The sequence below is a fragment of the Edaphobacter lichenicola genome, assembly GCF_014201315.1.
In the GTDB taxonomy this organism is placed as follows: domain Bacteria; phylum Acidobacteriota; class Terriglobia; order Terriglobales; family Acidobacteriaceae; genus Edaphobacter; species Edaphobacter lichenicola_B.
On the sequence record NZ_JACHDY010000007.1, the window covers coordinates 1 to 26535 of the forward strand.

Sequence of the window (26535 nt, forward strand, 5' to 3'; positions counted from 1 at the left end):
CCGCCGTCAGCGTCGTCTTGCCATGATCGATGTGCCCGATCGTCCCGATGTTTACGTGCGGCTTTGACCGGTCAAACTTTTCCTTGCCCATGACTCTCTCCGTGTTTCGTACTTCTAAAGTTCAACTACTAAATTGTTTGCGCCTTGCGGCACCGGCTTATTTGTCGTTACCGTCTTTGCCCTGCACCTTGGCAATAATCTCTTCCGAGACCGAGCGGGGCGCCTCTTCATACTGCTTGAACTGCATGGAATAGTTAGCGCGGCCCTGCGTGGACGACCGCATGTGGGTGGCGTAACCGAACATCGTGCTTAGCGGAACCGTGGCCCGTATGGCCTGGGTGGTGCCGACCATCTCCATACCTTCAATTCTTCCGCGGCGCGAGTTCAGGTCGCCGATGATCGTGCCCATGTACTCTTCGGGGACTGTAACCTCGACTGCCATCACCGGCTCCAGCAGAACCGGCTTTGCCTTGCGGGCAGCCTCCTTGAACGCCATCGAACCGGCGATCTTGAATGCCATTTCGTTCGAGTCGACATCGTGATAGCTGCCGTCGTAGAGCGAAACCTTGACGTCCACCATCTCGTAGCCGGCCAGAATGCCACGCTGCATCGCGTCCTGAATTCCCTGATCGATCGGCTTGACGTACTCCTTCGGAATAGCGCCACCCTTCGTATCGTTGGTGAACTCATAGCCCTTACCCGGCTCGTTGGGCGAGATACGGATCTTGCAATGGCCGTAGTTACCCGAACCGCCGGTCTGACGGATGTACTTGCCTTCAGCATCAGAGTTCGCGCGAATGGTCTCACGATAGTTCACCTGGGGCTTACCAACGTTGGCCTCGACCTTATACTCACGCATCATGCGGTCAACGATGATCTCAAGGTGCAGCTCGCCCATTCCGGCGATGATGGTCTGGCCCGAATCAATATCCGTGCGGACGCGGAACGTAGGATCTTCCTGCGCCAGCTTGGCCAGCGCCATACCCATCTTCTCCTGGTCAGCCTTGGTCTTCGGCTCCACAGCAACCTCGATAACCGGCGCTGGGAAGTCGATCGACTCGAGCACTACAGGGTGCTTGTCCGTGGTAATCGTGTCGCCGGTGACGAGATTCTTCAGACCAACCGCAGCGCAGATATCGCCTGCGAGAATCTCAGTGATCTCTTCACGCTTGTTGGCATGCATCTTCAACAGGCGGCCAATGCGCTCCGTCTTGCCGGTACGCGGATTCAACACCGAGTCGCCGGTCTTCAACTGACCCGAGTAGACGCGAATGAAGATGAGCTGACCAACGAACGGGTCCGTCATGATCTTGAAACCAAGCGCCGAGAACGGCTCGTTATCATCAGCCTTGCGGATAACCTCTTCTTCCATGTTGTCGGGGTTGTGTCCGATCATGGGAGGAATATCCAACGGGCTGGGCAGGTAGTCGACCACTGCATCAAGCAGCGTCTGAACACCCTTGTTCTTGAACGACGAACCGCAGAGCACCGGGAAGATGTTCATCGCGATGGTCGCCTTACGGATGCCAGCCTTGAGCTGTGCTTCGGTAGGCTCCTGACCCTCAAGATAGAGATGCATGATCTCGTCATCAGAGTCAGAGACAGCCTCGATCAGGGAAGCACGTGCAGCCTTGGCCTTCTCGAGCAGGTCGGCAGGAATCTCTTCCACCGAGTACTCAGCGCCCATGGTCTCGTCGTGCCAGTAGATCGCCTTCATCGTAACCAGATCGACGACGCCGAGAAACTTCGCCTCGGCACCAATCTGAATATTGATCGGCACAGCGCGTGCGCCCAGGCGATCAACAATCGTCGAGGTCGCATACACAGCATCCGCGCCAGCCTTGTCCATCTTGTTGATGAAGCAGATCCGGGGAACCTTGTACTTGTCAGCCTGACGCCAGACAGTCTCAGACTGAGGCTGCACACCGGCAACGGCATCGAAGCACGCAACCGCACCGTCGAGCACGCGGAGCGAACGCTCCACCTCAGCCGTAAAGTCCACGTGGCCGGGCGTGTCGATGATGTTGATGCGGATGTTCTTCCAGGTGCAGGTCGTCGCGGCGGAGGTAATCGTAATGCCGCGCTCCTGCTCCTGCTCCATCCAGTCCATGGTCGCAGTTCCCTCGTGCACTTCGCCGATACGGTGCGTGATGCCCGTATAGAAGAGAATGCGCTCGGTCGTCGTCGTCTTGCCGGCGTCGATGTGCGCCATGATTCCGATGTTCCGGCAACGATTCAGAGGTGTAGTGCGTGCCACGGTCTATCTCTCATCTGCGAGCGTCTGCTCGCGGTATAAAAAGCGCTAAAACAAAACAACACTCTTTGCTGAAAAACTTCTTCTTTACCAGCGGTAGTGCGCGAAAGCCTTATTGGCTTCGGCCATACGGTGAACGTCTTCCTTCTTCTTCATCGCTGCGCCACGGCCATTGGCGGCATCGAGCAACTCAGCGGTGAGCTTCTCAACCATGCCCTTCTCGCCACGTGCGCGGCCGTAGGTCACCAGCCAACGAATCGCGAGCGAGGTGCGGCGCTCCGGCAGAACTTCAATCGGCACCTGGTAGTTCGCTCCACCAACACGGCGGCTCTTGACCTCGAGAAGCGGCTTGCAGTTCTCGATCGCCTTCTTGAACAGCTTGAGGGCCTCGTCGCCACCCTTCTGCTCAAGGTTGGTCATGGCGGTGTAGAAGATTCCCTGTGCGGTCGACTTCTTGCCGCCCCACATCATCGAGTTGACAAACTTCGTGACCAGGGTGGAGTTATAGACCGGGTCTGCAGCAACTTCACGCTTAGCGATGTAACCTTTTCTCGGCATTGCTTTCTCTTCTCGTCTTCCTTCAGGACCGTAGAACTCTCAAGCCCTGAACCTGATTTATGCAGCCAGCCCAAGCCATCGGGCCAGCCGGGGTTAATCTAAAAACTCAAACTGCTTCAAACCACAAACTACTTCGCAGCAGCCTTCGGACGCTTCGCGCCGTACTTCGAGCGGCTCTGCTTCCGGTTGGCCACGCCGACCGAGTCGAGTGTTCCGCGAACGACGTGATACCGAACGCCCGGCAGATCCTTCACGCGGCCGCCGCGGATCAGCACAATCGAGTGCTCCTGCAGGTTGTGGCCGATGCCCGGGATGTAGGTCGTAACCTCAATCCCGTTGGTGAGGCGAACACGCGCGACCTTACGGAGAGCCGAGTTCGGCTTCTTCGGGGTCTGGGTGTAAACGCGGGTGCAGACGCCACGGCGCTGGGGCGAACCCTGGAGCGCGGGGCTGGCGGTCTTATAACGAGTGGGCGTGCGGCCCTGCTTGACGAGCTGATGGAACGTAGGCACTAGAACTCCTTGTTAATGCGCGCAAAACATCTACAACCAAACCTGTGTGAGACGCGCAGGTAGGATTCAAGCTTCGCCTCGTGCGGTACCTGCACGGCACACGCAAAAAAATGAGAACGCTGAAGCGTCTCGGACGAAGATCTTCCCTGCTGCGTCTGTAAATCGGTACAACAAACCAGACGTAAACAGTCGACGGTGGTCGAGCGTCTTTCCTCAGTTAAGGATGAGCCGACTCCGTTTCGCTGTCCCGGCCCGCATAGCCCATCCAGGGTGGAGGGTGTCGCAGGCACGATTGCGATAGGCCGCAGACTTACAACATTTCAGACCGAGCAACAATGATCAGGAATGCTCTGCGGTGAATCTCTTGTATCCAGTATAGCGCAATCCTTCGGCACCCGCCTTGCGACAGGGAGACGAATCTTGGTGATTGCGTGGGTTTTTCTCCACCCATCCGTGCGTCGAGCTTGCCAACAACTGCGTTGAGCTTGCCCTACAACACGGTCCGGATACTCGCGGAACCTTCTTACAATAGCAATCTAATGGCGAAACGTCAAATTTTTTGGCGATTTCTACCGTCAAATCCTGCCAATTGCGCCAACGGTCCCGCCAATTGCACCATCACGGCTGCACCCAGCTCTGACAAATGCGAGCCCTCGCCATGCTAGGCTTTTCGCATGGCTTTGGCAGATCTCCGCAAGTGTTCCCCCTCCTCTGGTTTCACCGCCCTCACCGCCGCCGCATTCACCGCCCTGCTGATGCTTGGAGCCGCCTCCGCAGCCCAGGCCGAGTCCGACGCCACACCCCTCGCCAACGTCTCTAATCTCAAAGACCCGCGGATCGGCTCCCTGATCCAAACCCTCGGCCAGACCAGAACCCCTTCCGCCGCGGCCATCTCGCCCGATGGGTCCACCGTCGCCTGGTCGGTCCGCACCCATGATGGCACTCAGATTCACCTCTCCGACGTGGCAAACCCAGGCCCCGCCAAAGAGAAGATCGTCACAACCGGCTCAGGAGCGACAAACTGCAGCAGCTCCGATCCAAAGTGGTCACCCGACGGCGAGTCCCTGGCCTTCGTATCCGACTGCACCGCCAAGACAGATCAGCCCGGACAGGATCAAGTCTTCCTCTGGTCGACCACCACCGGCGAATCGAAGCAGCTCACCCACCTCACCGGCAACATCGACTCTCTCGCCTTGTCGCCCGACGGCAAATCCATCGCCTTCCTCTTCGTAGAAAACGCCACCCGCTCAGCCGGAGCCCTCGCCGCCATGAAGCCCTGGTCCGGTGTCATCGGAGAAGACGGCGTCGAGATTCAGCGCGTTGGCGCAGTCGACATCGGCAACGGCGCATTCACGCAACTGACTCCCGCCACGCTCCACGTCTATGAATTCGCCTGGGCGCCCAACTCCGAACAGATCGCCTTCGTCGCCGCCCCACCTCCCGGCGAAAACAATTGGTGGGTCGCGCAACTCTACACCGAAGACATCGTTCACGACGGCCAGGGACACTTAGTGAACGACGCATCGATCAGAGAAACAATAGAAATGCTTCCCCACTCCATCCTCGACACCACCAAAATCTCCGGCCCCCTCCACGGCCTCCAGATCGCCGTCCCCCGCTACTCCCCCAACGGCAAGCAGATCGCCTTCATCGGCGGCATCATGTCCGACCAGGGATCCACCGGCGGCGATCTCTACCTCATCCCCTCTACCGGTGGCGAACCAAAGAACATCACGCCAGGCCGCGCAGCATCGATCGCCTACTTCGGCTGGGCCGGGCCCGAACTCATCGCCATCGCCGAACACGCAGGCGGCAACAGCCACCTCACCGCCCTCGATCTCGCCACCGGCAAAGACATCCCGCAGGCCAGCGTCACCTTCCCCGAGACCATCGGAGCCGGCGGCATGGTCATGAGCGTCTCCCTCTCGCACGAGCACACCATCGCGATCATCCGCAGCTCCTTCGAGCGCGCCCCCGAGGTATGGGCCGGCCCGCTCCACGACCTCAAGCAGATCACCCACCTCAACGACGGCCTCAAGCCCGCATGGGGAAAGACCGAGAACATCGAATGGACCAACGGCGGCTTCAAGGTCCAGGGATGGCTCCTCTATCCCGCCAACTATGACCCCGCCAAAAAATATCCACTCCTGGTCAGCGTCCACGGCGGCCCCTCCGCAGCCGTCACCCCGCGCTGGCCCGGTGTCGGCTACGGCGGAGTTCCATTCTCCGCACTCGGATACTTCGTCTTCATGCCCAACCCGCGCGGCAGCTACGGGCAAGGCGAGAAGTTCACCCAGGCCAACATCAAGGACTTCGGCTACGGCGACCTTCATGACATCCTCACCGGCATGGACGTTCTCGAAAAGCGCCTCCCCATCGACAAGAATCGTGAGGGCCTCACCGGCTGGAGCTACGGCGGCTTCATGACCATGTTCGGCGTCACCCAGACCACGCGCTTCCGAGCCGCCGTCGCCGGAGCAGGCATCAGCGACTGGAAGAGTTACTACGGCGAAAACTCCATCGACCAGTGGATGGTGCCCTTCTTCGGCAAGACCGTCTATGACGATGCCGACGTCTACGCAAAGAGCTCCGCAATCGAATACATCAAGAAAGTAAAGACTCCAACCCTGGTGGTCGTCGGCGATCGCGACGGCGAATGCCCCGCTCCGCAGAGCTTCGAGTTTTGGCATGCGCTCCGTGCCGAAGGCGTAAAGACGCAGTTGGTGATATACCCGAACGAGGGGCATGCGTTCCACGACCCCGCGCATCGCAGAGACGTTCTCGAGCGGGCCCTCAACTGGTTCGAGACGGAGATGCCCGCAAAGTAGAAGTCTTCCGGTCTCGCTCCCCGCCGCAATCTTTCGCGAAAGGGAGCAATCTTCGCACGATGCGAAACGATTGGTTGGATCGTCCAACCAACGTTCGAACAGTATTTATGTCCGGAAGATTTGCTTCCGGTCTGTGCAGCTTTTACACTAAGGGTTCAGCTATTCAGCGGTTGCGGTGTGACCGTTCAGCTTGAGTTCTGGTTGGACGGGGAGGTTCAATGCGTCGGTTTGCCACGTTAGTCTTTCTTTTGCTTTTCACGATTCCTTTTGGTGTCTCGATCTCGGGTTGCTCCAAGAAAACAGCCGCAGTCTTCTGCAACGGCGGAGACACCGGCCCAGTCGTCGGCCAGGTAGCGACCATTAACCTCCAACCCAAGATCTTCGGCATATCGTTGAACTTCGCGCAGATCGGCCAGGTCGGCTCACCCGCCGCCATCGACTGCAAGGGCACCGCCGTAACGGTGACCGGCTACACCTACGCCACCTTCCTCCCCAATGGCCAGCCCGACATGACCATCGCCGACGTCCAGCCAACCACCGGCCGGCTCTGCGCTGGCACCTGGAACAGGAACACCGGTGGCGGCATCGCCGACTTCACCACCTGCAACCCCACCAACAAATCCGGCACCGTCTACGTCATAGCCAATGGCAACGGAGTCAGCAGCAATCCGCTCCCGATCTTCATCCATCCCGTGGTCACCAATGTGACCCTCGGAGCGCTCTCAACCGACTGCGTCAACGACCCGGCCACCAACTGCAGCCCCGCAGCCTTTATTACCCAGACATCGACCTGCGCGCAGACCACCAACGGAAACGGTTGCTGCGCCGTGCCGGTGCCCCCACCAGCTGCCGCGGTTCCGGCAACAGGTTGTGTCTCCCAATTCGTCACCAGTCAGCTTGCAGCCAGAGTCCTGGCCGGAAACGGGACCAACATCAGCTGCCAGGTCGGCCATCTCTCCTACGCCCCGCAGACCGCCTCCGTCGTCACCATCGACCAGAACGGCGTCGCCACCGCGCAGCAGCCCGGATCGACTGTCATCACCGCAAACATCGCGAACGCCGGAAGCTCCGCCGGCTTCTTCTCCACCTGCCCACCTGTCTCGATCGCACTCACCGCCTCCGTCGGCACAGGCAACTCAACCAGCGTGACCGTAAATCCCAACAACGTGCAACCGATCAACGCGGTGGCAACGGATACCAACGGAACGATCCTCACCGGCCTCTCCCTTAACTTCGAATCCACCACTCCGACGACCATTCCCGCAGCCTCCGCCGCCTCGGTGACCCCCATCTTCCCGGGTGCAGCCGCCATCACCGCGGTCTGCCAGCCTCCCACCTGCAACCCGTCCCCGTTTAACCAGATTGGCCTCTTCGGCAACGGAAAAGCAGTCACCTCGAATCCAGTCCTCGTCACGGCCCCTGGCGCCAACAGCACCAACCTCTATATCGCGAGCACCAACTCCTTCTATCTCGTACCCGTGGACTTCACGCAGCCTCAACTCGGAAACCCCGTACGCCTGCCCTATCAGCCAAACTCCATGGTCATCAGCAACGACGGCGCCTCCATCTACATGGGAAGCTCCTTCGAACTCATGACCTTCAGCGCGACCACAAACAGCTTAGGCGCTCAGGACGCCACCGTACCCGGCACCGTGCTCGCAGTCTCGCCTGACGGCACAACACTGGTCATCACCGACCCTATCCGTCAGTTTGTCTACCTCTACAACACCAAGGGCAGTATTCAGACCCAGTACGGCGGCGTTGCCACCCACGCCGTCTTCTCGCCCGACAACACCACCGTCTACATCACCCTCGGCGACTACAACGCCTCGACCGGCGTCACGACTCCCAACAACACCCTGCTGGTTCACTCCACCTTCACCGGCTGGTATCAGACGACGTCCTCTCAATCGACCAGTGACGTGGCCATCGGAGTACCAAGCGTCGGAGCCTTCTTCGGCGGCAACCCAACCACCGCCCGCTCCTACTGCCCGGTGACAACGATCGTCGGTGGCGCCCCCACCACCTCTTCGACAACCACCAACCTCTTCTATCCCGACGCCGGCGTGCTTGGACCGCAGACCGACCGAATCGCCACCACCAACGATGGCCTCCACGTTCTCGGCGCAACCGTCACGCCTACACCGACCTTGACCGACCTCGCGATCAGCCACCCGGCCGTCGGTACCGTTGCCGCCGGCCCGCGCCTGCCGATCAACGCGTGTCCCGGTCAGACCCCAGTAACCGCACCGCAGACGTTCACCACCACCACTGCCTTCACCGGTGCACTCCCCGGCGTGACCGCCTCAGCCATCACCGGCGTCTTCCCCACCTCTGACTCGAAGATTGCCTTCGTGACCTACCAGGGCAGTGGTGCCGTTGTGCCCGCCTATACCCCCCAGACCACTGGCGCCGGCACTCTCGGCAGCATCCCCCTGTCGACCGCGCTCGGAACCCCTATCGCGCCGATCGTCGGCGTGGTCAGCGCGGACAACCAGACCTTCTACGCAGGCACCACGGGAGACAACGCCGTCCATCTCATCACCAAGCAAAGCGACGGCACCTACAAGGACACGACAACCCCACTCGCACCGAAGCTGCCGGATGTGAATGGAAACATCGTCGCCCCCAACCTGCTGGTGCAGAAGCCGCGCAAGGCTACCTCCTAGAGAAGCTGTCCTGCCGGACGGGCGCCCTGCGCGGGCGGCGGTCACTTCGTGACGCGTATACCGGTCTTGGCTGGACTCACCCTCAGGCCCTCCCGTTGGTCGGCACGAACTCCTCCTTGCGACCAACGGGAGCACCACGCGAAGCGGTATACAAGTCACGGAGTGACCGCCGCCCGCGCAGGGCGCCCGTCCGGCAGGACAGCTTCTAAGCCAGCCGCTTCTTCAGCAGATCCCGCGCAATCGCATCCAGCACGCCATTCAAAAAGTGAATCGACTCCGGCGCAGCGTACCGCCGTCCAATCTCCAGCGTCTCGTTGATGATGATCGCCGCAGGCGTATTAGGAAATCCCAGCATCTCCGCCACCGACGCCCGCAGCAGATTCCGATCCACCACCGGCATCCGCTCCAGCCGCCAGTTCTGCGCATGCTCTTCAATCAGCTTGTCGATCTCCTCATCGCGAGTCGTCGCAATGCGATAAAGATCCTCCGCAAACCCACGCGTCTCGGCATCGACATCCTCCACCGACGCCCAGAAGACCTTCTGCACCTGCTCGGGCGACTGCTTGCCCAGATCACCCTGAAACAGCATCTGCATCGTAAGTTCGCGCGACTTGCGGCGTGTGCCCATTATTTTTTCCCCTGGCCGTTCTGCGCCGCGAGCTTGCGCTGGATCGACACCATCTCAATCGCCGCGCTGGCCGCCTCAAAGCCCTTGTTTCCCGCCTTCAGCCCCGCGCGGTCGAGCGCCTGCTCCAGCGTCTCGCAGGTCAGCACCCCGAACGCATGCGGAACCCCAGTCTCCTGCTGCGACTGGCCAATCCCCCGCGCCACCTCGTTGTAGATCGCCTCGTAGTGCGCCGTCTCCCCACGCAGCAAACATCCCAGCGTGATAATCGCATCGAACCTCTTCGACTCCGCAAGTGTGCGCGCGGCCGACGGAACCTCCCACGCACCAGGAACCCGAACAATCTCAATATCAGCCCGCGCCGCACCGCTGCGATGAAGCGCATCGAGCGACCCCTGCAGCAGCCGGTCGGTAATCACCGTATTCCACCGCGTCGTCACCACCGCAAAGCGCATACCCGCCGCGCTCAGGTCGCCCTCCACAGCCTCAGGCTGGCCATGCAGCGGATTCTCCGACTGCCAGAACCCAATCCGCAGCTCGGTAGTAATCTGCACCGTGAAGAGCCGGCTGTTCCAGTGCGTCAACTCCGCGGCAGAGAGAATCTCCGGAATCTCCTCCGTGCGATAGCTCGCAAGCAGCCACTTCTCCACCAGCGAACGCATGTGGTCCAGCTGCGTCACCTCGACCAGCACCGTTGGCACCGCGGGCTCCCTGCCCGTCACAAACTCAAGGTTGCCGATCGGCGCAAGGAAGGCAGCGCCACGGCCCTGGGCATCCTGCCAACCCTTACCCTGTTCAAAACCAAGAGCAGAAAAGAGGCTGGAGACACGGTCAAACTCCGCCCCCGAAGCAATCGCGCTGACGTGCGTAATTCCCTTAATCATAGATTCGATTGTATCGTCTGGAGTGCGGTGCGAGATCGCCCACGAGATCGCCCAGAGGAGAGGTCCGTGAACTACGAGACGTTGCTGTGCGAGGTAAAGGATCAGGTAGCGCGAATCACGCTGAACCGCCCCCAGGTGCTCCACGCCCTGAACACCCAGGTCTTCAACGAACTCGAAGCAGTGTTCTCCGCACTCGCCGCAGACCCCACCGTCCGAGTCATCCTCCTCACCGGCGCAGGCGAAAAGGCCTTCGCGGCCGGCGCAGATATCAAAGAACTCGCAGACACTGACGCAGCCGCCGGAGAGTCCAAAGCCCGCCGCGGCCAGGGCGTCTTTCGCCTCATCGAGACCTGCGGCAAGCCCGTCATCGCCTGCATCAACGGCTTCGCTCTCGGGGGCGGCTGCGAGCTGGCCATGGCCTGCACCATCCGCCTCGCCAGCGAGACCGCGCGCCTCGGCCAGCCCGAAGTCAAGCTCGGCCTCATCCCCGGCTATGGCGGAACCCAGCGCCTCCCACGCCTCGTCGGCCAGCCCATGGCGCTCAAACTCCTGCTCACCGGCGAGATGATCAACGCCGCAGAGGCCCTGCGAATCGGCCTGGTAGATGAGGTCCTGCCTGCAGACAAGCTGATGGAGCGCGCAGACACTCTCGCCAAAGCCATCGTCGCCATGGCCCCCCTGGCCGTCACCGCATGCCTCCAGGCGGTTCGCGACGGCAGCGAGATCAACCTCGAAGAAGCCATCGACATGGAAGCAAAGATCTTCGGGCAGCTCTGCGGAACCGCCGACAAGGAGGAGGGCACAAAGGCCTTTCTGGAAAAACGCCCCGCCGTATGGACCGGCCGATAGCGATGGGCCGAACGATAGACGATAGGCCGAACAAGAAGCAGAGAAGAAATGGACCAGACGATAACCACTCGTCTTCATCGAAAAATGCCGGGAACTTTGGCCTTTTGATCGATGCCATCGCTTGATATGCTGGTGATCGTGCCCTCGCTATCCAGATATTCGCTATCCAGACACTCGCCGACCGGAAGGTTTTCGTTGCTACGAGACTCGCTCCTTCCCGCCGCCCTTCTGCTTCCGCTCGCCCTCGCCGGCTGTTCCCGGCCCGCCATCCCCGCCATCCCCAACGTCGCCGAGCAGAACGCCCTCGCCGCCGAACACCAGCAGGAGAACAACCTCGCCCGCCAGCAGATGGAGCTGATCCCGCCCCCTTCGAAGACCCGCTACATGGCCGTGAAGAGCCTCAATCTCTGGGAGAATCCCTACCTCACCGTGCAGGGCGAGATGGCAACCCTGCACGTAGTCGTCGCCGACGGCAACACCAGCGGCCTCGGCGTAGGCGGAATGCTACGGCCCATCGGCGCCCGCCGTCGCGACCTGAACGTGCGCGTCATCGATCTGCCCACCGCGCTCAACGCCATCCCCGAAAACTCCTGGCCCTATGGACGCGTCGTCGCCGTCGAAGAAGCCCACGAAGTCCCCGTCAAAGCACGCCCGGAGGTTCGCAGAAACATGGAGGCCGTCATCAAAACCCTCAACGACCTGGGCGTAGTCGTCTACGAGTGGAGCGACAACGGACGAAGTTAACTCAGCAAGCATCCCTCTTCCTGCACCGTTGCGCTAACCTGTGAGTGCGGTAAATCTTTAGAGCTGGGTGAACGATTGCAACTGCATACGACGGCACTGATAGTCTTCTGTTTTTTCTTTTTGCTCGTAACGCTCGCCGGATTCTGGGCCGCGCGGTGGCGGAGACCGAAGGCAGGAATGGGCTCGCTCGAAGAGTGGGGCCTCGCAGGCCGCAGCTTCGGCACCTGGATCACCTGGTTCCTCATCGGCGGCGATCTCTACACCGCCTATACTGTCATCGCCGTGCCGGCAGCACTCTACGGCGCAGGCGCCATGGGATTCTTCGCAGTCCCCTACGCCGTCATCGCCTACCCCTACATGATGCTCGTCCTGCCGCGCCTCTGGACAGTATGCCACCGTCACGGTTACATAACCTTCGCCGACTTCGTCAGTGGCCGCTACGGCAACCGCTGGCTCACCATCGCCATCGCGCTCACCGGCGTCCTCGCCCTCATGCCCTACATCGCGCTGCAACTGGTCGGCATCCGCGTCGTCATCGGAGCCATGGGCATCCACGGCGAGTGGCCCCTCGCCGCCGCCTTCGTCATCCTCGCCGCCTACACCTACTCCAGCGGCCTCCGCGCTCCCGCCGTCATCGCCATCGTCAAGGACGTCATGCTCTACATCATGGTCCTCGCCGCGCTGACCTACATTCCCCACAAACTCGGCGGCTACGCACGAGTCTTCGAACTTGCCAACCAGCTCCTCGCCCATCACACGCCAACCGCCACGATTCATCTGAAACAGGGTCAGTTCCTCGGCTACTCCACCCTCGCCATCGGCTCTGCCATAGCGCTCATGCTCTACCCCCACACCGCCACCGCGGTCCTCAGCGCGCAGAGCGCCAACGTGGTCCGCCGCAACGCCGCCATGCTGCCCGCGTACAGCTTTCTCCTTGGACTCATCGCCCTGCTCGGCTATCTCGCACTAGCCGCCGGAGTCGTCACCAAAGATCCCAATCAGGCCGTCCCGCTGCTCTTCCTCAAGATGTTTCCCGAGTGGTTCGCCGGCTTCTGCCTGGCAGCGGTCGCCATCGGAGCGCTCGTCCCCGCAGCCATCATGTCCATCGCCGCCTCCAATCTCTTCACCCGCAATCTCTACGGCGCGCTCATCCGGCGAAAGATGCTCCCCGAAGAAGAGTCCCGCATGGCCAAGATCGTCTCGCTCGTCGTAAAGTTCGGCGCTCTGATCTTCGTTCTGAAACTCCCCGCACCCTACGCGATCGAGATGCAGTTGCTCGGCGGAATCTGGATGGGCCAGCTCTTCCCCTCGGTCGTTCTAGGTGTCTTCACGCGCTGGTTCAATCCCTGGGCGCTCCTGATCGGCTGGGCAGCAGGCATGTTCAGCGGCACAGCCATGGCAGTGGCGCTGGGACTGAAGAGTTCGGTCTACCCGCTTCATCTCTTCGGCAGCACACACCCCATGTACGCAGCCGTACCCGCGCTGATTTTGAACCTCGCCGTCTCTGCGATGTTGACGATACTGTTCCGCGCAATGAAGTTCAACGCAGGGACCGACGTTACCGACGCTACAGCCTATATAGGCTAGCAATGTCCTGCCGGACGGGCGCCCCGCGCGGGCAGCGGTCACTTCGTGACGCGTATACCGGTCTTGGCAGAACCACCGCCACAGGGCCTCCCGTTGGTTGGCACGGACTTTAGCTTGCGACCAGCGGGAGCACCAAGCGAAGCGGTATCCAAGTCACGAAGTGACCGCCGCCCGCGCAGGGCGCCCGTCCGGCAGGACAGCCTTACTCCCACTCAATCGTCCCAGGCGGCTTCGAAGTAATGTCATACACCACCCGATTAATCCCCCGAACCTCACTCACAATCCTGCTCGAGATCGTCCTCAGTACCTCATAAGGCAGCGGAGCCCAATCCGCCGTCATCCCATCCTCACTCTCCACCGCCCGCACCGCACACGTATTCGCATAAGTCCGCTGATCCCCCATCACGCCGACGCTCTTCACCGGCAGCAACACCGCAAAGCTCTGCCAAACCTTCCGATACAGCCCAGCCTTCTTAATCTCATCCACCACAATCTGATCGGCCTCCTGCAGCATCGCCACCCGCTCCGCCGTCACCTCGCCCAGAATCCTCACCGCCAGCCCAGGCCCGGGAAACGGCTGCCGCTCAATAATCTCTTCTGGCATCCCCAGGTCCCGCCCAATCCGCCGCACCTCATCTTTGAACAAGTCCCGCAGCGGCTCAATCAACTTCAACTTCATATCCGCCGGCAAGCCACCCACATTGTGATGGCTCTTGATCGTATGACTCGGCCCATGCACGCTACTCGACTCAATCACATCCGGATACAGCGTCCCCTGCACCAGCCACGCGACCTCCTCAGCGCCCGCGGCAGAGGACTCCCAGATCTTCTTCGCCTCATCATCAAACACAGCGATAAACTCGTTCCCAATGACCTTCCGCTTCCGCTCCGGATCGGTCACACCCGCAAGCTTCTCCAGAAACCGCTGCGAAGAGTCCACCGCGACCACCTTCAACCCCAGCTGCTCGCGCATCGTCGTCTGCACCTTCAGAAACTCATCCTTCCGCAGCACGCCGTTGTTCACAAAGATGCAGGTCAGCCGATCCCCAATCGCCCGCGCCACCAGCACCGCAGCCACACTCGAGTCCACACCGCCGCTCAACCCGCAGATAGCATGCCCCGTCCCAACCTGCGCCCGCACCCGCTCCACCGTCGACTGAATAAAATGTTCCGGCGTCCAATCCTGCTCCGCCCCGCAGATATCCAGGCAGAAGTTCTTCAGCAGCTCCATCCCCTGCCGCGTATGCGCCACCTCAGGATGAAACTGCACCGCCCAGATCCTTCTCGCCTCATCCGCAATCCCCGCCACCGCATTCGAGGTCTTCGCCGTCAGTTGAAATCCCACCGGCAGCGTCTCGGCCTCATCGCCATGCGACATCCACACATCCAGCGTCCCCGGCAGCCCACGAAACAACGGCGTCTCCGCCACCACCGTCACCTCGGCGTGCCCATACTCCCGCGCCGCGGCCCCCACCACCTTTCCACCCAGATGATGCACGATAAACTGCAGCCCATAGCAGATCCCCAGCACCGGCACACCCATCGCCAGCACACCCTCATCTGCATCCGGCGCGTCCGCGTCATACACAGAGCACGGCCCGCCCGAAAGAATCACACCCTTCGGGTTCAGCGCCTTCACCTGTTCCAGCGGGGCCGTACAAGGCAATACAACAGAAAATACATTAAACTCACGAATACGCCGCGCAATCAGCTGCGTATACTGCGACCCAAAATCCAGAATGACGATCGTTGAGGTATCCACCTACCCAGTGTAAATGCGGCGACGCGCGCCTCAGTAGAGGCCGGGCCCTCGACGCAGGTGGGTGTTCCTCAACCTCGCACTCTCCATCCCGCTCACCACGCCAATGGCCACCATGATGATGGCGATCGCAATAATGTAGGACTCAGGAATATGGCTCAGATAAGCCAGGTAGGAGACACCAGCGATCAGCAGCAGATAGGCAGCAGCATAAAGGGCAGAGGACATGATCTCTCTCCAAAAGGGGAAATGAGGGGGCCCATGCACAAATAGGATGCAATATTTTCCGTCCGGTAAGAAAAAACTTTAGTACTCGAATACCCCGAAAGCCACTAGCTTGGGTCTCTCTGTCGTGTAGTCTGCACACCCGTCACAATCCCAACTCCCAGCATGATCAACGCAATCGCCACAATGTAATGCTGCGGAATATGCATCAGGTGAGCCAGATAAGCCACACCTGCAATCAGAACCAAATAGCCAATCGCATAGATCCCAAATGACATAGTCAAATCTCCCTCTTTTAACCCGATCCTCGTAGGATGCTGAATCGGTGTCTCCGGGAGAGGAAAATCTTCTGAGAAGCTGTCCTGCCGGACGGGCCCACTACGCGTGGCGCGGTCACTTCGTGACTTGTATACCGGTCTCGGCAGGATCAGCAGCATAGGTCCTCCCGCTGGTCGGCACAATCCAACCTGCGACCAACGGGAGCACCACGCGAAGCTTTAAAAAGGCGTGCGAACGCCCGCCCCACGCGCAGTGGGCCCGTCCGGCAGGACACAGTCTCTCAATCTTCGTAAGCCCGCCAAAGCTGCAGATAAGCCACCTGCCGCGCCACATGGAAGAAGTCAGATCCAAGAAAATAAAGCACCGTAACCCCCACCCACCACCAAAACAAAAACTCCGGCGTCGTCACACTCTCAAACGGCAGCGGAGTCGCCGAAAACACCATCGCCAGCACAATCAACGCAATCTTCACAATCCCCATCACCAGGTTGATCTCCACCAGCTTCGACTTCAACGGCCCCAGCCGAAACGCCGCCGCCAAACTCCCCACAACCCCCAACCCACGCAGCATTGCCACCAGCGGAGCCACCGACAGCGCCCAGCTCACCACCGCCCACAGCGTAAACAGCCCCAGCGTCGCCACAATCACCAGCGCAAAATATCCCACCAGGTTCGGCTCCCCACCCAACGCAATTGGCCCCGTCACCGTCCACTCCGCCACCCGCTCCATGCACCAGAACCACACCGCAAAACTCCCCAGCAGCGCCACCACCCGCACCGCCTGCAACACAATCAACGTTCCCACCCGCGCATGCAGCTGCACATCCGCCCGCCGCAACACTACAGTCCGGCCGACAGCAGAAACCACCACCCAAGCCACCACCAGCAGCGGTGCTAACCACAACGCCACGCGCATCACCTGCGGCACCAACAGCGCCAACGCCTTCGCCAGCGTATGCGCCGACCCCAGCGGATCCACCACCGTCATACTCTTCAGCGCCGCATAGTCCAGCGGAGTAGCCTGCAAAATCTTCAGCCCTTCATACCGCAGCAGCAACAGCGCAGGCACACCATAAGCCCACCGCCACAGCACCTCCAGCGCCGTCAGCGAAGGCCGCCGCCAGCACTCCGAAAGAGTATGCACAAACGACTGCGTCCCCCGTACGGTCCCCGCAGCAATCACCACTCCATCCTGCGGAATCTGCTCCACTACTTCACCACAAGATTCACAAGCTTACCCGGCACCACAATCACCTTCACCACAGTCTTGCCTTCAATCCGCGCGATCACCTTAGGATCAGCCAAAGCCGCAGCCTTCACCGCAGCCTCATCGCTGCCCGCCGGCACCCTCACCACAGTCACCAGCTTGCCGTTCACCTGCACCGGAATCTCAATCTCCTCTTCCCGCGCAAGCTCTTCATTCACCTCAGGCCACGCCGTGCGAAACACCACACCCTCGCCGCCAAGCTCCTCCCACATCTCCGCCGCAAAGAACGGCGCAAACGGAGCCAGCAATAAAATCAATCCGCGAAACACCTCAGCCACAGCCGCCGGCGAGATCTCGCCAGCATCCATCGCAGCTTCGTTCGCCGTAATCTCATTCACCAGAATCATGATCGAAGAGATCGAAGTATTGAAGTGCCACCGCCCATCAAAGTCCTGCGTGATCTTCGCAATCGTCTTATGCAGCCGCCGCAGCAACGCCTGCTCCTTCGCAGAACTCTCCACGCGCGAACCACCGACCGCCATCCGAGCAACAGTCGAGTACTTCGTCGTCAGCCGATACACCTTCCCCAAAAACCGCGAGATCCCCGCAACCCCTTCCTCCTGCCACTCCAGATCCCTATCCGGCGGAGCCGCAAACAGGGCATACATCCGCGTCGCATCCGCGCCATACCGCCCAATCATGTCATCGGGCGAAACCACATTGCCCTTCGACTTCGACATCTTCGCGCCGTCTTTGATCACCATCCCCTGCGTAAACAGCCGCTCCGCAGGCTCGTCATTTTTGATCAATCCAAGATCCCGCATCACCTTCGTCCAGAACCGCGAGTAGATCAGATGCAGAATCGCATGCTCCACCCCGCCAATGTATTGATCGATCGGAAACCAGTAGTTCGCCTTATCCGAATCAAACGGCACCCTCGAGTTCTTCGCATCCGTATACCGGTAGAAGTACCAGCTCGAGTCGACGAACGTATCCATCGTGTCCGTCTCCCGTCGCGCCACTCCGCCGCACTTCGGACACTTCGCATTCACAAACTCAGCCACCCGCCCGAGCGGCGACCCGTTCGTCTGCGTGATATCAATCTGCTCCGGCAGCAGGATCGGCAGCTCGCTCTCAGCCACCGGCAGCGGCTCCTCCGGCGAGCACCTGTCGCAGTACACCATCGGAATCGGCGTCCCCCAGTACCTCTGCCGGCTCACCCCCCAGTCCTTCAACCGATATGTAACCGTAGCAGTACCAAATCCCTTCGCCTTCGCAAACGCAGCCATCTTCTCCTGCGCTTCGACACAACCCAACCCAGTCCACTCGCCCGAATAAATCAACACCGCTTCCTCTTCGGCAAGATAAGGAAGATCACCCACGACATCCTCGGCGTCAACCTGAGCGGAGCGAAGGATCCCTGTATTTCGTTCTAGCTTCTGCTTCGTCGCGTCAACAGGAGCGTCCACAGGAGCAATCACCCGCCGCACCTCCAGCCCATACTTCTGCGCAAACTCAAAGTCCCGCTCATCATGCGCCGGCACGCTCATAATCGCGCCCGTCCCATAGTCCGCCAGAATGTAGTTCGCCACCCAGATCGGCACCCGCTCGCCATTGAACGGATTCACCGCAAACCGCCCCGTATTCACTCCATGCTTCTCAATTGCACCCAGCTCATCGGTCTCCCGCGCCTTCTGCTGTTCCGCCAGCAACCCTTCAATCTTCAAGCGCAGCGCGTCATCCTCCAGCGCAAACGTCTTCGAAACCGCATGCTCCGGCGCAAGCTGCACCGACGTCGCGCCAAAGATCGTATCCACCCGCGTCGTAAACACTGTGATCTTCGCATCGCCATCCGCAACGGCGAAATCTACATGCGCCCCCTCACTCCGCCCAATCCAGTTCCGCTGCATCGTCCGGACCTTCTCCGGCCAACCCTCCAGCTTCTCGAGCCCGTCCAGCAGCTCATCCGCATACTTCGTAATCCGCAAAAACCACTGCGTCAGATCGCGCAGCTCAACCACCGTATCCTCATGCCGCCAGCAGCGCCCGCCGATCACCTGCTCATTCGCAAGCACCGTGCAACACTCCGGACACCAGTTCACCTTGCTCTTCTTCCGATACGCCAGCCCCTTCTCAAACATCTTCAAGAAGAACCACTGGTTCCACCGGTAGTAATCCGGCAAACAAGTCGTGACCTCGGTGGACCAGTCGAACCCCATCCCCAGGCGCTGGAACTGCTTCTTCATCGCCGCAATATTCGCAAACGTCCACTCCCGCGGAGGCACGCCGTTCTTCAGAGCAGCATTCTCCGCCGGCAGCCCGAATGCATCCCACCCCATCGGGTGCAGCACGTTATACCCACGCATCCACATATGCCGCGCCAGCGCATCGCCGATCGCATAGTTCCGCACATGCCCTATATGCAGCGCGCCGCTCGGATACGGCAGCATCTCCAGGCAGTAGTACTTCGGCTTACCCGAATCATGAGCCTCAGCCGCATACAGCGACGCATCCGCATCCCACCGGGCCTGCCACTTCGGCTCGATCTCCGCCGGGCTATACCGCTGCGGCTGATTCCCCTCCGCAGCAGAAGAATTCTCATCAATACTCACTGTTTTCCCGCCGATTTCGCTCGTTCGTGTCTCAGGCATACTCCTTCGATTGTACCGTCCACCTAGCCTCAACGCCTCACGCTCCCAATCTCTGTCACTCGGCAGCCCTGAATCTCTGCTCTTAGCGAATCGCTTGCATAGATTGCGGCAAATCCTTATAAGGGTCTGACCAACAACAAGGTGTGGCGCGTCTCACAGAATCAGCCACCACCTTCACCCAATCGAGTGTGCGCGACGTGAATAGACATGAATAAAAGACAGTTCCTCAAAGGCTCCTGCTCCCTGCTCACCGGAACCATGCTCTCCCGCTTCGTCTCCGCGGCCGAACAGCAAACAGCCCATCAAACAGCCGACCAGTCCGCACTCCAAGCCGCCGCCCATCAAACCGCCCCGCGAACCAACTGGGCCGGCAACCTCACCTTCCACACCGACACTCTCTACCAGCCCAAAACCACCGACGAAGTCCAGCACATCGTCAAAAGCTGCGACAAGCTGCGCGCCCTCGGCCGCGGCCACTCCTTCAACGCCATCGCCGACAGCACCCACGCCCAGATCTCCCTCAAGCAGCTCGACTCCATCGACATCGACGCCAAAGCCCGAACCGCGACCGTCGGCGCCGGCGTCACCTACGGCAAACTCGCCCCCATCCTCGACGCCCAGGGCTTCGCCGTCCCCAACCTCGCCTCGCTCCCTCACGTCTCCGTCATCGGAGCCTGCGCCACCGCCACCCACGGCTCCGGCAGCAACAACGGCAACCTCGCCACCATCGTCTCCGGCCTCGAACTCGTCACCGCCGACGGCACCCTCCACACCCTCTCGCGCGCCAAAGGCGGCGACCGCTTCCTCGGCCAGGTCGTCAACCTCGGCGGCCTCGGCGTCGTCACCAAAACCACCCTCAACCTCCAACCCACCTTCCAGGTCGCGCAAGTCGTCTACGAGAACCTCTCCTTCTCCCAGCTCGAACACCACCTCGAAGAGATCTACCTCAGCGGCTACAGCGTAAGCCTCTTCACCAACTGGCAAAATCATCAAGCCGCTGAGGTCTGGGTCAAGCGCCGCCTCGAACCCGGCGCCACCTCCGTGCAATTCGCGCCCGAGTTCTTCGGCGCAAAGCAAGCCACGCAAAAACTCCACCCCGTCGCTGGCCACTCCGCCGAAAGTTGCACCGAGCAGTTCGGCGTCCCCGGCCCCTGGTACGAGCGCCTCCCCCACTTCAAGCTCAACTTCACACCCAGCAGCGGCGCCGAGATCCAGACCGAGTACTTCGTCCCCCGCGAGCACGCCTACGAGGCCATCCTCGCCGTCGAGCAGCTCCGCGACCGCATCACGCCCCACCTCTACATCACCGAGCTCCGCACCATCGCCGCCGACGACCTCTGGCTCAGCATGGCCTACCAGCGCCCCTCCCTCGCCATCCACTTCACCTGGAAGCCCGAGAACGACGCCGTCCAAGCCCTCCTCCCCCTCATCGAAGAAAAGCTAGCCCCCTTCAACGGCCGCCCCCACTGGGCCAAGGTCAACACCATTCCCCCCGCGACCCTCCAGCGTCTCTACCCTAAGATGCCTGACTACAAAGCCCTCCTCACCCAATACGACCCGCAAGGAAAGTTCCGCAACCAGTTCCTCAACACCAACCTCTTCGGAGCCTGATCCCCGTCCCACAGGGAATACTCACGCGAAGCACCAGCCAACGTCTTACAATGAGCGAACCGTGTCGCAATCTGCCATCCGCAAAACATTCGCTCCCGTAAAAAAACTTCTGCCCGCCTGGCTGTCCAACCCCATACGCAACAGCCTCACCGCGATCCTCACGCCCATCCTCTACAGCGTGCGCACCGGTCACTTCCGCAGCAGTTTGAAGATGGCAGCCGTATCCCGGCATGGCGAACCCATCCCCTGGTACACCTACTCCAGCCTGGACTTTCTAAGCGCCCGCAACTACACCGGAAAAACCATCCTCGAATTCGGTGGCGGACAATCCACCCTCTGGTGGTCCGCACGGGCAAAGCACGTCGTCACCTTCGAAGGAAAGAAAGACTGGTACGAACGCATAGCACCCGGCTTGCCTGCCAACGTCGAGCTGCACTACGTAGAAAAAACCGTGCCCATCACCGACGCACTGCAAGTCGCTCAAATCCTCTCCACCAAAGCCTCCGGCCACTACGACGTCATCGTGATCGACGGCCTCACCCGCTCACAGCTGATCGACATCGCCTGCGAACGCCTGGCCCCAGACGGAATCATCGTCTGCGATAACTCCGAAGGCTACGGCATCTACGAAGGATTCAAAGACAAGGGCCTCGACCGCGTCGACTTCTTCGGTAACGCCCCCGGCGTCGTCCTCCCCCACTGCACCTCCATCTACTTCCGATCCACATCCTTCGTCTTCAGCCCCTCCATCCCAATCGATCTCCCCACCTGAAGGGTCTGTACAATCCCTCGCCGTCTATAATTCTTCCTGTTTCCGGAGTCAGACATGCGAACAGCTCTATTGTCCGTGATTCGCCCGTTCTGTTTCACTGTCGCGCTCCTCGCCGCGCCCACTCTGCTCCTCTCTCAAACGCCGTCACCCACCGTCAAAACCTACGACGGTGGAACGCGACAAACCCTCGAGAGCATCTTCATCCCACCCATGACGAATGCGCCGTTCAGTCTCACACTCGAAACCGAGTGGACGCGGCCCATGGGAGGAGGCAGCGGCACCTACACCCTCGTCAACAAACGGCAAATCATGCGCGACCGCACCGGGCGCATCTACCAGGAGCGTTGGCTGCTCGTCCCAAAGAATGGAAAGATGCAATCCGTCATGGACTTCATTCAAATCTCGAATCCCGCCGACCACACCCTCTACAACTGCCAGATCGACATAAAGCGCTGCTTCTTGATTCCCTACACCGGCTCAATCACCACCACATACCAGCCAGCAATCCATCCCTCCGGTGCGCTCGCCGACAACGCCGGCTATCAGCAGCTCGAAGATCTCGGCCACAACAACATCGCAGGCATCGACACCGTCGGCTACCGCGAGATCACCACCCTCAACCCCGGCGTCTTCGGCAACGATCAGCCGATGATCACCACGCGCGAGTTCTGGTACTCCCCCCAGCTCGGCATCAATATCCTCTCGAAGCTCGACACTCCACAATCCGGCAGACAAACCTTCACCGCAAGAGACCTCTCAACCTCCGAACCCGAAGCTCACTTCTTCGCAATCCCCGAGGGCTTTACCATCGAAGATCACCGCAAGCTCGAACCCGAAGCAAGTCCGCAGTCAAAATAACTCACCAAACTACCCCGCAGCCAGCGTCCGCAGCACCCCAACATTTCTTGCCTCATCCCCCGGAGCATCAACCGGAGTCTCCGCAATAAACACCGCATGCCCAAACCGCTCATCATGCAGCAGCCGCCGAAACACCTCCGCCCCAATCGTCCCCTCCCCGATATGCTCATGCCGGTCCAGCTTCGACCCCATCGCCGCCTTCGCGTCATTGCAGTGCCACACCTTCACCGCATCGAACCCCACCGTATCCTTCACCAGCAGCATCGTCTCCACATACCCATCCGGCGACACCAGGTCATACCCCGCCACATGCACATGGCACGTATCCAGACACACCCCCACCGGTGCACAAGCCTTCAGCCTCTCCACCAGCTCCGCCACCTGCTCCAGCTTTCCGCCAAGTGAAAACTCCGCTCCAGCCGTGTTCTCAATCAAAATCTTAAAGTCCTTCCCCTGCCACGGCACCCCATCGATCGCCTTCTCAATCGACTCGGCCGCCAGCCGCAAGCCCTCCTCCCGCGTGAGCCCCTTCCAGCTCCCCGGATGCAGCACCAGATACTCCGCACCCAGCGCCAGCGCCCGCTCCACCTCTCCGCGAAACGCCGCCACCCCATTCACCCGCACGCTCTCCGTCTGGCTGCAAAGATTGATCAGATAGCTCGCATGAATCGCCACCGGCCCCACATCATGCTTCGCCCGCAGCTCCCGCATCTTCACCGCGTCCTCGGGCTTTACCGCCGCCGCCCGCCACTGCCGCGGACTCGAAGAAAAGATCTGAAACGTATTCGCCCCCGCCGCCACTGCCCGCTCAACCGCGGTCCACGTTCCACCCGCCGTCCCCACATGTACGCCAATCCGCTTCTTCGCTGAACTCTTCATCCCTCAAGGCTACCGCATCACAAGGTATACAAGTCACGAAGTGACCGCGGCGAACCGGGGTCCCCGCAAACAGGTCTTCGTTTGCGGGGGTGGCCACGCGCAGGGCGCCCGTCCGGCAGGACACCCTCAACCCACGAAACCATCTCGCCCCACACGAGGGAGTGCTATGCTGGCCCCGCCATCATTTCACGCAAAGAGGACGCCGTATGCCCGCCGCACAGAACTTCAAAAACCACACGCGCTTCCATCCGCCCTTTCACTTCGTCATCCTCCCTCTGCTGATCCTCAATCTCATCTTCTCCATCTACATCACCATCCACCGCTGGCCCGCCTACCAGCACACCAATCTCTGGTGGATCGCCATGTCCATCGTCTTTTTCCTGATGGCCGGCCTCTCCCGCGACTACGCGCTCAAAGCCCAGGACCGCATCATCCGCCTCGAGGAGCGTCTCCGCCTCCAGGCACTCCTCCCCCCCGCCGACCGCGCCCACATCGACGAGCTCACGGTCCCCCAGCTCATCGCCCTCCGCTTCGCCTCCGACGCCGAGCTCCCCGACCTCGCCCACCGCGCCCTCACCAAAAACATGGATCCCAAGGCCATCAAGCAGGCCATCGTCAACTGGCGCCCCGACAACCGCCGCATCTGAATCTCGAACTGCAATCGTCGCCCGACGAACGAAGCTCCGGACAGTATCACCGTCCGGAGCACAGAGGTAGTCTTCCGATCTCATCTCTCTTGCATTCGCTCTTCAGGCCGTCTCCGAAGCCCGCACCTGCAGCAACCTCGCAAACGCCGACCGCACCCCATAAGCCACCAGCACCCACAGCGCCGTCACAAACAAAGCCATCGGCAACCCTGCCGGAGCCATCAGCGCGTGGAAGCAGACAATGTTCACGATCACCGGCCCAAGCAACACCAGAGCCAGCGGCACAAACCGGTTGATCAGCAGAAGAACCGCCGGAATCAGCTGAAGCAGAAAGATGATCACCAGATAGTGCGACTCAAACAGCACAATCATGAAATCCCCAGCCACTCCCGGAGGAGGAGGCGTAGGAATGAAGTGCAGAAAGCCGTTCAATCCGAAGACAAGAAAGATAAAGCCAAGCAGATACCTGGCAACCAGCGATGCGATCTTCATAACAATACCTCCTCCTTGGAGATCAACTAACTTGGAAATTCAACTAACAACTCAGCGATTAAGCCGCCACAAACTGCGAACGAATCGCCTCAACATGCGGCTTCAGGAACGTCGCCCGATCCGCCTGCCCAGACATCAGTACCGAAGCGCCGCCAGCCAACACGAACTTCGGATCCGTCACACCCAGGAAGAAGAACACCGAACGCAGATACGGCTCAACGTGGTTGAACGAAGCCATCGCAGTCCCCGCGTCATAAACCCCGCCGGTAGCCACCAGGAATGTAGCCTTCTTCCCCACCAACAGACCCTTCGGCCCTGCCTCCGAATACGCAAACGTCTCGCCAACGCGAGCAACCTGGTCGATCCACAGCTTCAGCACCGAAGGAACCCCGAAGTTGTGCATCGGAACGCCAAAGACATACTCATCGGCCGCCCGCAGTTCGCCGAGCAGCGTGTCCGACACCTCAAGCACCTGCTTCTGCTCCGCTGTGCGAGCATCCTTCGGCGTATACGAAGCCCCAACCCACGCAGCGTCGACCGTCTTCAGATCGCTCGAGGTCAGGTCGCGGGTAATCACTCTCCCGTTCGGGTTCGCCTGCTTCCAGTTCTGAACGAACTCCTCGGACAGGTGGCGGGAGACCGAGGTCTCATGAAAGGGGCTGGAATTCACAACAAGTAAAGTGGGCATGGCAAAATCTCCTATACAACATCTGACGTTTAAACAACTTGTGTCGATTCATAAAAACACGACAAATGTCGTTTAAGCAAGCAACGTCGTCAAAGTCGAGTAAAATAGAGCCAGGTCAATGTCAGAATCCTCTCCAAAATTCGAGGAAGCCGCCGAAAGAGTGCATAACAAGACCACCGACCCCCTCATTCCGCGCACTCGGAAACTAACCCAACAGGCCATCGTCAAGCTAATGAAGGACAAGGAATTCGACAGCATCTCTGTCCAGGACAGCGCCGAAGCCAAAATCGGGGAAGCTCCCATTGAACGAGCGCCGGAAAGGACGACCGACCCGCGCATCCTCCGCACCCGCAAGCTCCTTCAGCAGGCCCTCGTCAACCTCATGAAAGAAAAGCAGTTTGACAGCCTCTCCGTGCAGGACATCGCCGAAGCCGCTACCATCAACCGCGCCACCTTCTACGACCACTACCCCGACAAGTTCGCCCTGCTCGAGTGCACCGTCGCCACCCGCTTCAACGAGCTGCTCTCCAAACGCGGAGTCACCTTCAACGGCACCTGCACCTCCGCCCTCCGTGCCATCGTCCTCGGCGTCTGCGACTTCATCGCTTCTGCCCAACTCCTCTGTTCCGACCGCCCCGGACAGATGGAGCCCCACATGGAGTCCGCCATCATCGCCGTCGTCCGCCGCATGCTCCTCTATGGCCTCGAACAGCATCCCTCCGCCGCCCCCAGCTCCCCCCAGATGATCGCCACCACCACCGCATGGGCCATCTATGGCGCCGCCAAAGAGTGGGCCCAAACCCCCAACCGCCCCCCCTCCAGCCACATCGCAGACATCATCCTCACCCTCGTCTCGCCTGTCCTCGCACTCGCCGAAACTACACCGCCCACCGTCTCAGCCTGACCCATCTGACCGTTGGGGCGCACATTCCCGCACGCAATAACCTCGCGGCCAGT

24 protein-coding genes are annotated in these 26535 nt (G+C 60.4%); 10 read left to right on the forward strand and 14 right to left on the reverse strand.

Annotation, left to right across the window (positions count from 1 at the left end; all coding sequences use genetic code 11):
- The 4 genes from HDF09_RS18735 to rpsL all read right to left on the reverse strand — a co-directional run.
- On the reverse strand, positions 1-91 hold a 91-nt coding region (locus tag HDF09_RS18735; protein ID WP_183769003.1), incomplete at its 3' end, for a GTP-binding protein.
- Between the two features lie 66 nt (positions 92-157).
- Entirely contained in the window at positions 158-2257 is a 2100-nt protein-coding gene (gene fusA / locus HDF09_RS18740; RefSeq protein ID WP_183769004.1) for an elongation factor G, read from the reverse strand.
- A gap of 84 nt (positions 2258-2341) precedes the next feature.
- Positions 2342-2812, reverse strand: coding sequence for a 30S ribosomal protein S7 (gene rpsG / locus HDF09_RS18745; RefSeq protein WP_158943903.1), 471 nt, complete (start codon positions 2810-2812; stop codon positions 2342-2344).
- A 128-nt stretch (positions 2813-2940) separates the two neighbouring features.
- Positions 2941-3324: a 30S ribosomal protein S12 gene (rpsL, locus tag HDF09_RS18750; RefSeq protein ID WP_014263802.1), complete on the reverse strand. Its 384-nt coding sequence runs from the start codon at positions 3322-3324 to the stop codon at positions 2941-2943.
- A 674-nt stretch (positions 3325-3998) separates the two neighbouring features.
- On the opposite strand from rpsL, the gene HDF09_RS18755 reads away from it, so the two are divergent.
- Together HDF09_RS18755 and HDF09_RS18760 are read left to right on the forward strand one after the other, a co-directional pair.
- Positions 3999-6152: a S9 family peptidase gene (locus tag HDF09_RS18755; RefSeq protein ID WP_183769005.1), complete on the forward strand. Its 2154-nt coding sequence runs from the start codon at positions 3999-4001 to the stop codon at positions 6150-6152.
- Positions 6153-6370: 218 nt separating this feature from the next.
- Positions 6371-8821 carry a hypothetical protein gene (locus HDF09_RS18760; protein WP_183769006.1) on the forward strand — a complete coding sequence of 817 codons (2451 nt, stop codon included), beginning with the start codon at positions 6371-6373 and terminating at the stop codon, positions 8819-8821.
- 205 nt (positions 8822-9026) lie between these two features.
- On the opposite strand, the gene nusB is transcribed toward HDF09_RS18760, so the two are convergent.
- Both nusB and ribH read right to left on the reverse strand, forming a co-directional pair.
- On the reverse strand, positions 9027-9449 hold the full coding sequence (nusB, locus tag HDF09_RS18765; RefSeq protein WP_183769007.1) for a transcription antitermination factor NusB: 423 nt from the start codon (positions 9447-9449) through the stop codon (positions 9027-9029).
- The gene (gene ribH, locus HDF09_RS20950; protein WP_183769008.1) at positions 9449-10330 is read right to left on the reverse strand and encodes a 6,7-dimethyl-8-ribityllumazine synthase; all 882 of its coding nucleotides are present in this window, start codon (positions 10328-10330) and stop codon (positions 9449-9451) included. Before ribH ends, nusB begins: the two co-directional genes overlap by 1 nt.
- Positions 10331-10396: 66 nt before the next feature.
- Here ribH and HDF09_RS18775 point away from each other — a divergent pair, with 66 nt between their 5' ends.
- From HDF09_RS18775 to mctP, 3 genes are all read left to right on the forward strand, one after another.
- Complete coding sequence (locus HDF09_RS18775) at positions 10397-11179, forward strand: enoyl-CoA hydratase/isomerase family protein (protein ID WP_183769009.1); 783 nt, start codon at positions 10397-10399, stop codon at positions 11177-11179.
- Positions 11180-11374: 195 nt separating this feature from the next.
- Positions 11375-11923, forward strand: a complete 549-nt coding sequence (locus HDF09_RS18780) for a hypothetical protein (RefSeq protein WP_183769010.1) — start codon at positions 11375-11377, stop codon at positions 11921-11923.
- A 75-nt stretch (positions 11924-11998) separates the two neighbouring features.
- A complete protein-coding gene (gene mctP / locus HDF09_RS18785) occupies positions 11999-13510 on the forward strand; it encodes a monocarboxylate uptake permease MctP (RefSeq protein WP_406705061.1) in 1512 nt (503 codons plus the stop codon).
- 202 nt (positions 13511-13712) lie between these two features.
- On the opposite strand, the gene guaA is transcribed toward mctP, so the two are convergent.
- From guaA to leuS, 5 genes are all read right to left on the reverse strand, one after another.
- Entirely contained in the window at positions 13713-15272 is a 1560-nt protein-coding gene (gene guaA, locus HDF09_RS18790; protein WP_183769011.1) for a glutamine-hydrolyzing GMP synthase, read from the reverse strand.
- Positions 15273-15302: 30 nt separating this feature from the next.
- Positions 15303-15497 (reverse strand): hypothetical protein, encoded by a 195-nt coding sequence (locus HDF09_RS18795; RefSeq protein ID WP_183769012.1) that lies wholly within the window; start codon positions 15495-15497, stop codon positions 15303-15305.
- A 104-nt stretch (positions 15498-15601) separates the two neighbouring features.
- Positions 15602-15772, reverse strand: a complete 171-nt coding sequence (locus HDF09_RS18800) for a hypothetical protein (protein ID WP_183769013.1) — start codon at positions 15770-15772, stop codon at positions 15602-15604.
- Positions 15773-16053: 281 nt separating this feature from the next.
- The gene (locus HDF09_RS18805) at positions 16054-16983 is read right to left on the reverse strand and encodes a hypothetical protein (RefSeq protein WP_311720000.1); all 930 of its coding nucleotides are present in this window, start codon (positions 16981-16983) and stop codon (positions 16054-16056) included.
- Complete coding sequence (leuS, locus tag HDF09_RS18810) at positions 16983-19631, reverse strand: leucine--tRNA ligase (protein WP_183769014.1); 2649 nt, start codon at positions 19629-19631, stop codon at positions 16983-16985. Before leuS ends, HDF09_RS18805 begins: the two co-directional genes overlap by 1 nt.
- 207 nt (positions 19632-19838) lie before the next feature.
- Here leuS and HDF09_RS18815 point away from each other — a divergent pair, with 207 nt between their 5' ends.
- The 3 genes from HDF09_RS18815 to HDF09_RS18825 all read left to right on the forward strand — a co-directional run bounded on the left by HDF09_RS18815 (position 19839) and on the right by HDF09_RS18825 (position 22872).
- On the forward strand, positions 19839-21242 hold the full coding sequence (locus HDF09_RS18815) for an FAD-binding protein (protein ID WP_183769015.1): 1404 nt from the start codon (positions 19839-19841) through the stop codon (positions 21240-21242).
- A 61-nt stretch (positions 21243-21303) separates the two neighbouring features.
- The gene (locus HDF09_RS18820) at positions 21304-22014 is read left to right on the forward strand and encodes an O-methyltransferase (protein WP_183769016.1); all 711 of its coding nucleotides are present in this window, start codon (positions 21304-21306) and stop codon (positions 22012-22014) included.
- Between the two features lie 54 nt (positions 22015-22068).
- Positions 22069-22872, forward strand: coding sequence for a hypothetical protein (locus tag HDF09_RS18825; RefSeq protein WP_183769017.1), 804 nt, complete (start codon positions 22069-22071; stop codon positions 22870-22872).
- A 9-nt stretch (positions 22873-22881) separates the two neighbouring features.
- On the opposite strand, the gene HDF09_RS18830 is transcribed toward HDF09_RS18825, so the two are convergent.
- Positions 22882-23751 (reverse strand): deoxyribonuclease IV, encoded by an 870-nt coding sequence (locus HDF09_RS18830; protein ID WP_183769018.1) that lies wholly within the window; start codon positions 23749-23751, stop codon positions 22882-22884.
- A gap of 206 nt (positions 23752-23957) precedes the next feature.
- Here HDF09_RS18830 and HDF09_RS18835 point away from each other — a divergent pair, with 206 nt between their 5' ends.
- On the forward strand, positions 23958-24398 hold the full coding sequence (locus HDF09_RS18835; RefSeq protein ID WP_183769019.1) for a DUF6526 family protein: 441 nt from the start codon (positions 23958-23960) through the stop codon (positions 24396-24398).
- Positions 24399-24500: 102 nt separating this feature from the next.
- Here HDF09_RS18835 and HDF09_RS18840 read toward each other — a convergent pair whose 3' ends face one another.
- Positions 24501-24890 (reverse strand): hypothetical protein, encoded by a 390-nt coding sequence (locus HDF09_RS18840; protein WP_183769020.1) that lies wholly within the window; start codon positions 24888-24890, stop codon positions 24501-24503.
- A 58-nt stretch (positions 24891-24948) separates the two neighbouring features.
- Positions 24949-25578, reverse strand: a complete 630-nt coding sequence (locus tag HDF09_RS18845) for an FMN-dependent NADH-azoreductase (protein WP_183769021.1) — start codon at positions 25576-25578, stop codon at positions 24949-24951.
- 118 nt (positions 25579-25696) lie between these two features.
- Between HDF09_RS18845 and HDF09_RS18850 the strand changes: the two genes are divergently transcribed.
- Positions 25697-26482 carry a TetR/AcrR family transcriptional regulator gene (locus HDF09_RS18850; protein WP_260181801.1) on the forward strand — a complete coding sequence of 262 codons (786 nt, stop codon included), beginning with the start codon at positions 25697-25699 and terminating at the stop codon, positions 26480-26482.
- Positions 26483-26535: the final 53 nt, after the last annotated feature.

What these genes read in the sequence shown, in the direction of transcription:
- ribH (WP_183769008.1), bottom strand. Translation starts at nt 10,330, where the DNA reads ATGATTAAGGGAATTACGCACGTCAGCGCGATTGCTTCGGGGGCGGAG.
- HDF09_RS18840 (WP_183769020.1), bottom strand. Translation starts at nt 24,890, where the DNA reads ATGAAGATCGCATCGCTGGTTGCCAGGTATCTGCTTGGCTTTATCTTT.
- HDF09_RS18825 (WP_183769017.1), top strand. Translation starts at nt 22,069, where the DNA reads ATGCGAACAGCTCTATTGTCCGTGATTCGCCCGTTCTGTTTCACTGTC.
- rpsG (WP_158943903.1), bottom strand. Translation starts at nt 2,812, where the DNA reads ATGCCGAGAAAAGGTTACATCGCTAAGCGTGAAGTTGCTGCAGACCCG.
- HDF09_RS18850 (WP_260181801.1), top strand. Translation starts at nt 25,697, where the DNA reads ATGTCAGAATCCTCTCCAAAATTCGAGGAAGCCGCCGAAAGAGTGCAT.
- HDF09_RS18760 (WP_183769006.1), top strand. Translation starts at nt 6,371, where the DNA reads ATGCGTCGGTTTGCCACGTTAGTCTTTCTTTTGCTTTTCACGATTCCT.
- HDF09_RS18835 (WP_183769019.1), top strand. Translation starts at nt 23,958, where the DNA reads ATGCCCGCCGCACAGAACTTCAAAAACCACACGCGCTTCCATCCGCCC.
- HDF09_RS18755 (WP_183769005.1), top strand. Translation starts at nt 3,999, where the DNA reads ATGGCTTTGGCAGATCTCCGCAAGTGTTCCCCCTCCTCTGGTTTCACC.
- HDF09_RS18795 (WP_183769012.1), bottom strand. Translation starts at nt 15,497, where the DNA reads ATGTCCTCTGCCCTTTATGCTGCTGCCTATCTGCTGCTGATCGCTGGT.
- nusB (WP_183769007.1), bottom strand. Translation starts at nt 9,449, where the DNA reads ATGGGCACACGCCGCAAGTCGCGCGAACTTACGATGCAGATGCTGTTT.
- HDF09_RS18815 (WP_183769015.1), top strand. Translation starts at nt 19,839, where the DNA reads ATGAATAAAAGACAGTTCCTCAAAGGCTCCTGCTCCCTGCTCACCGGA.
- HDF09_RS18845 (WP_183769021.1), bottom strand. Translation starts at nt 25,578, where the DNA reads ATGCCCACTTTACTTGTTGTGAATTCCAGCCCCTTTCATGAGACCTCG.
- HDF09_RS18800 (WP_183769013.1), bottom strand. Translation starts at nt 15,772, where the DNA reads ATGTCATTTGGGATCTATGCGATTGGCTATTTGGTTCTGATTGCAGGT.
- leuS (WP_183769014.1), bottom strand. Translation starts at nt 19,631, where the DNA reads ATGCCTGAGACACGAACGAGCGAAATCGGCGGGAAAACAGTGAGTATT.
- HDF09_RS18830 (WP_183769018.1), bottom strand. Translation starts at nt 23,751, where the DNA reads ATGAAGAGTTCAGCGAAGAAGCGGATTGGCGTACATGTGGGGACGGCG.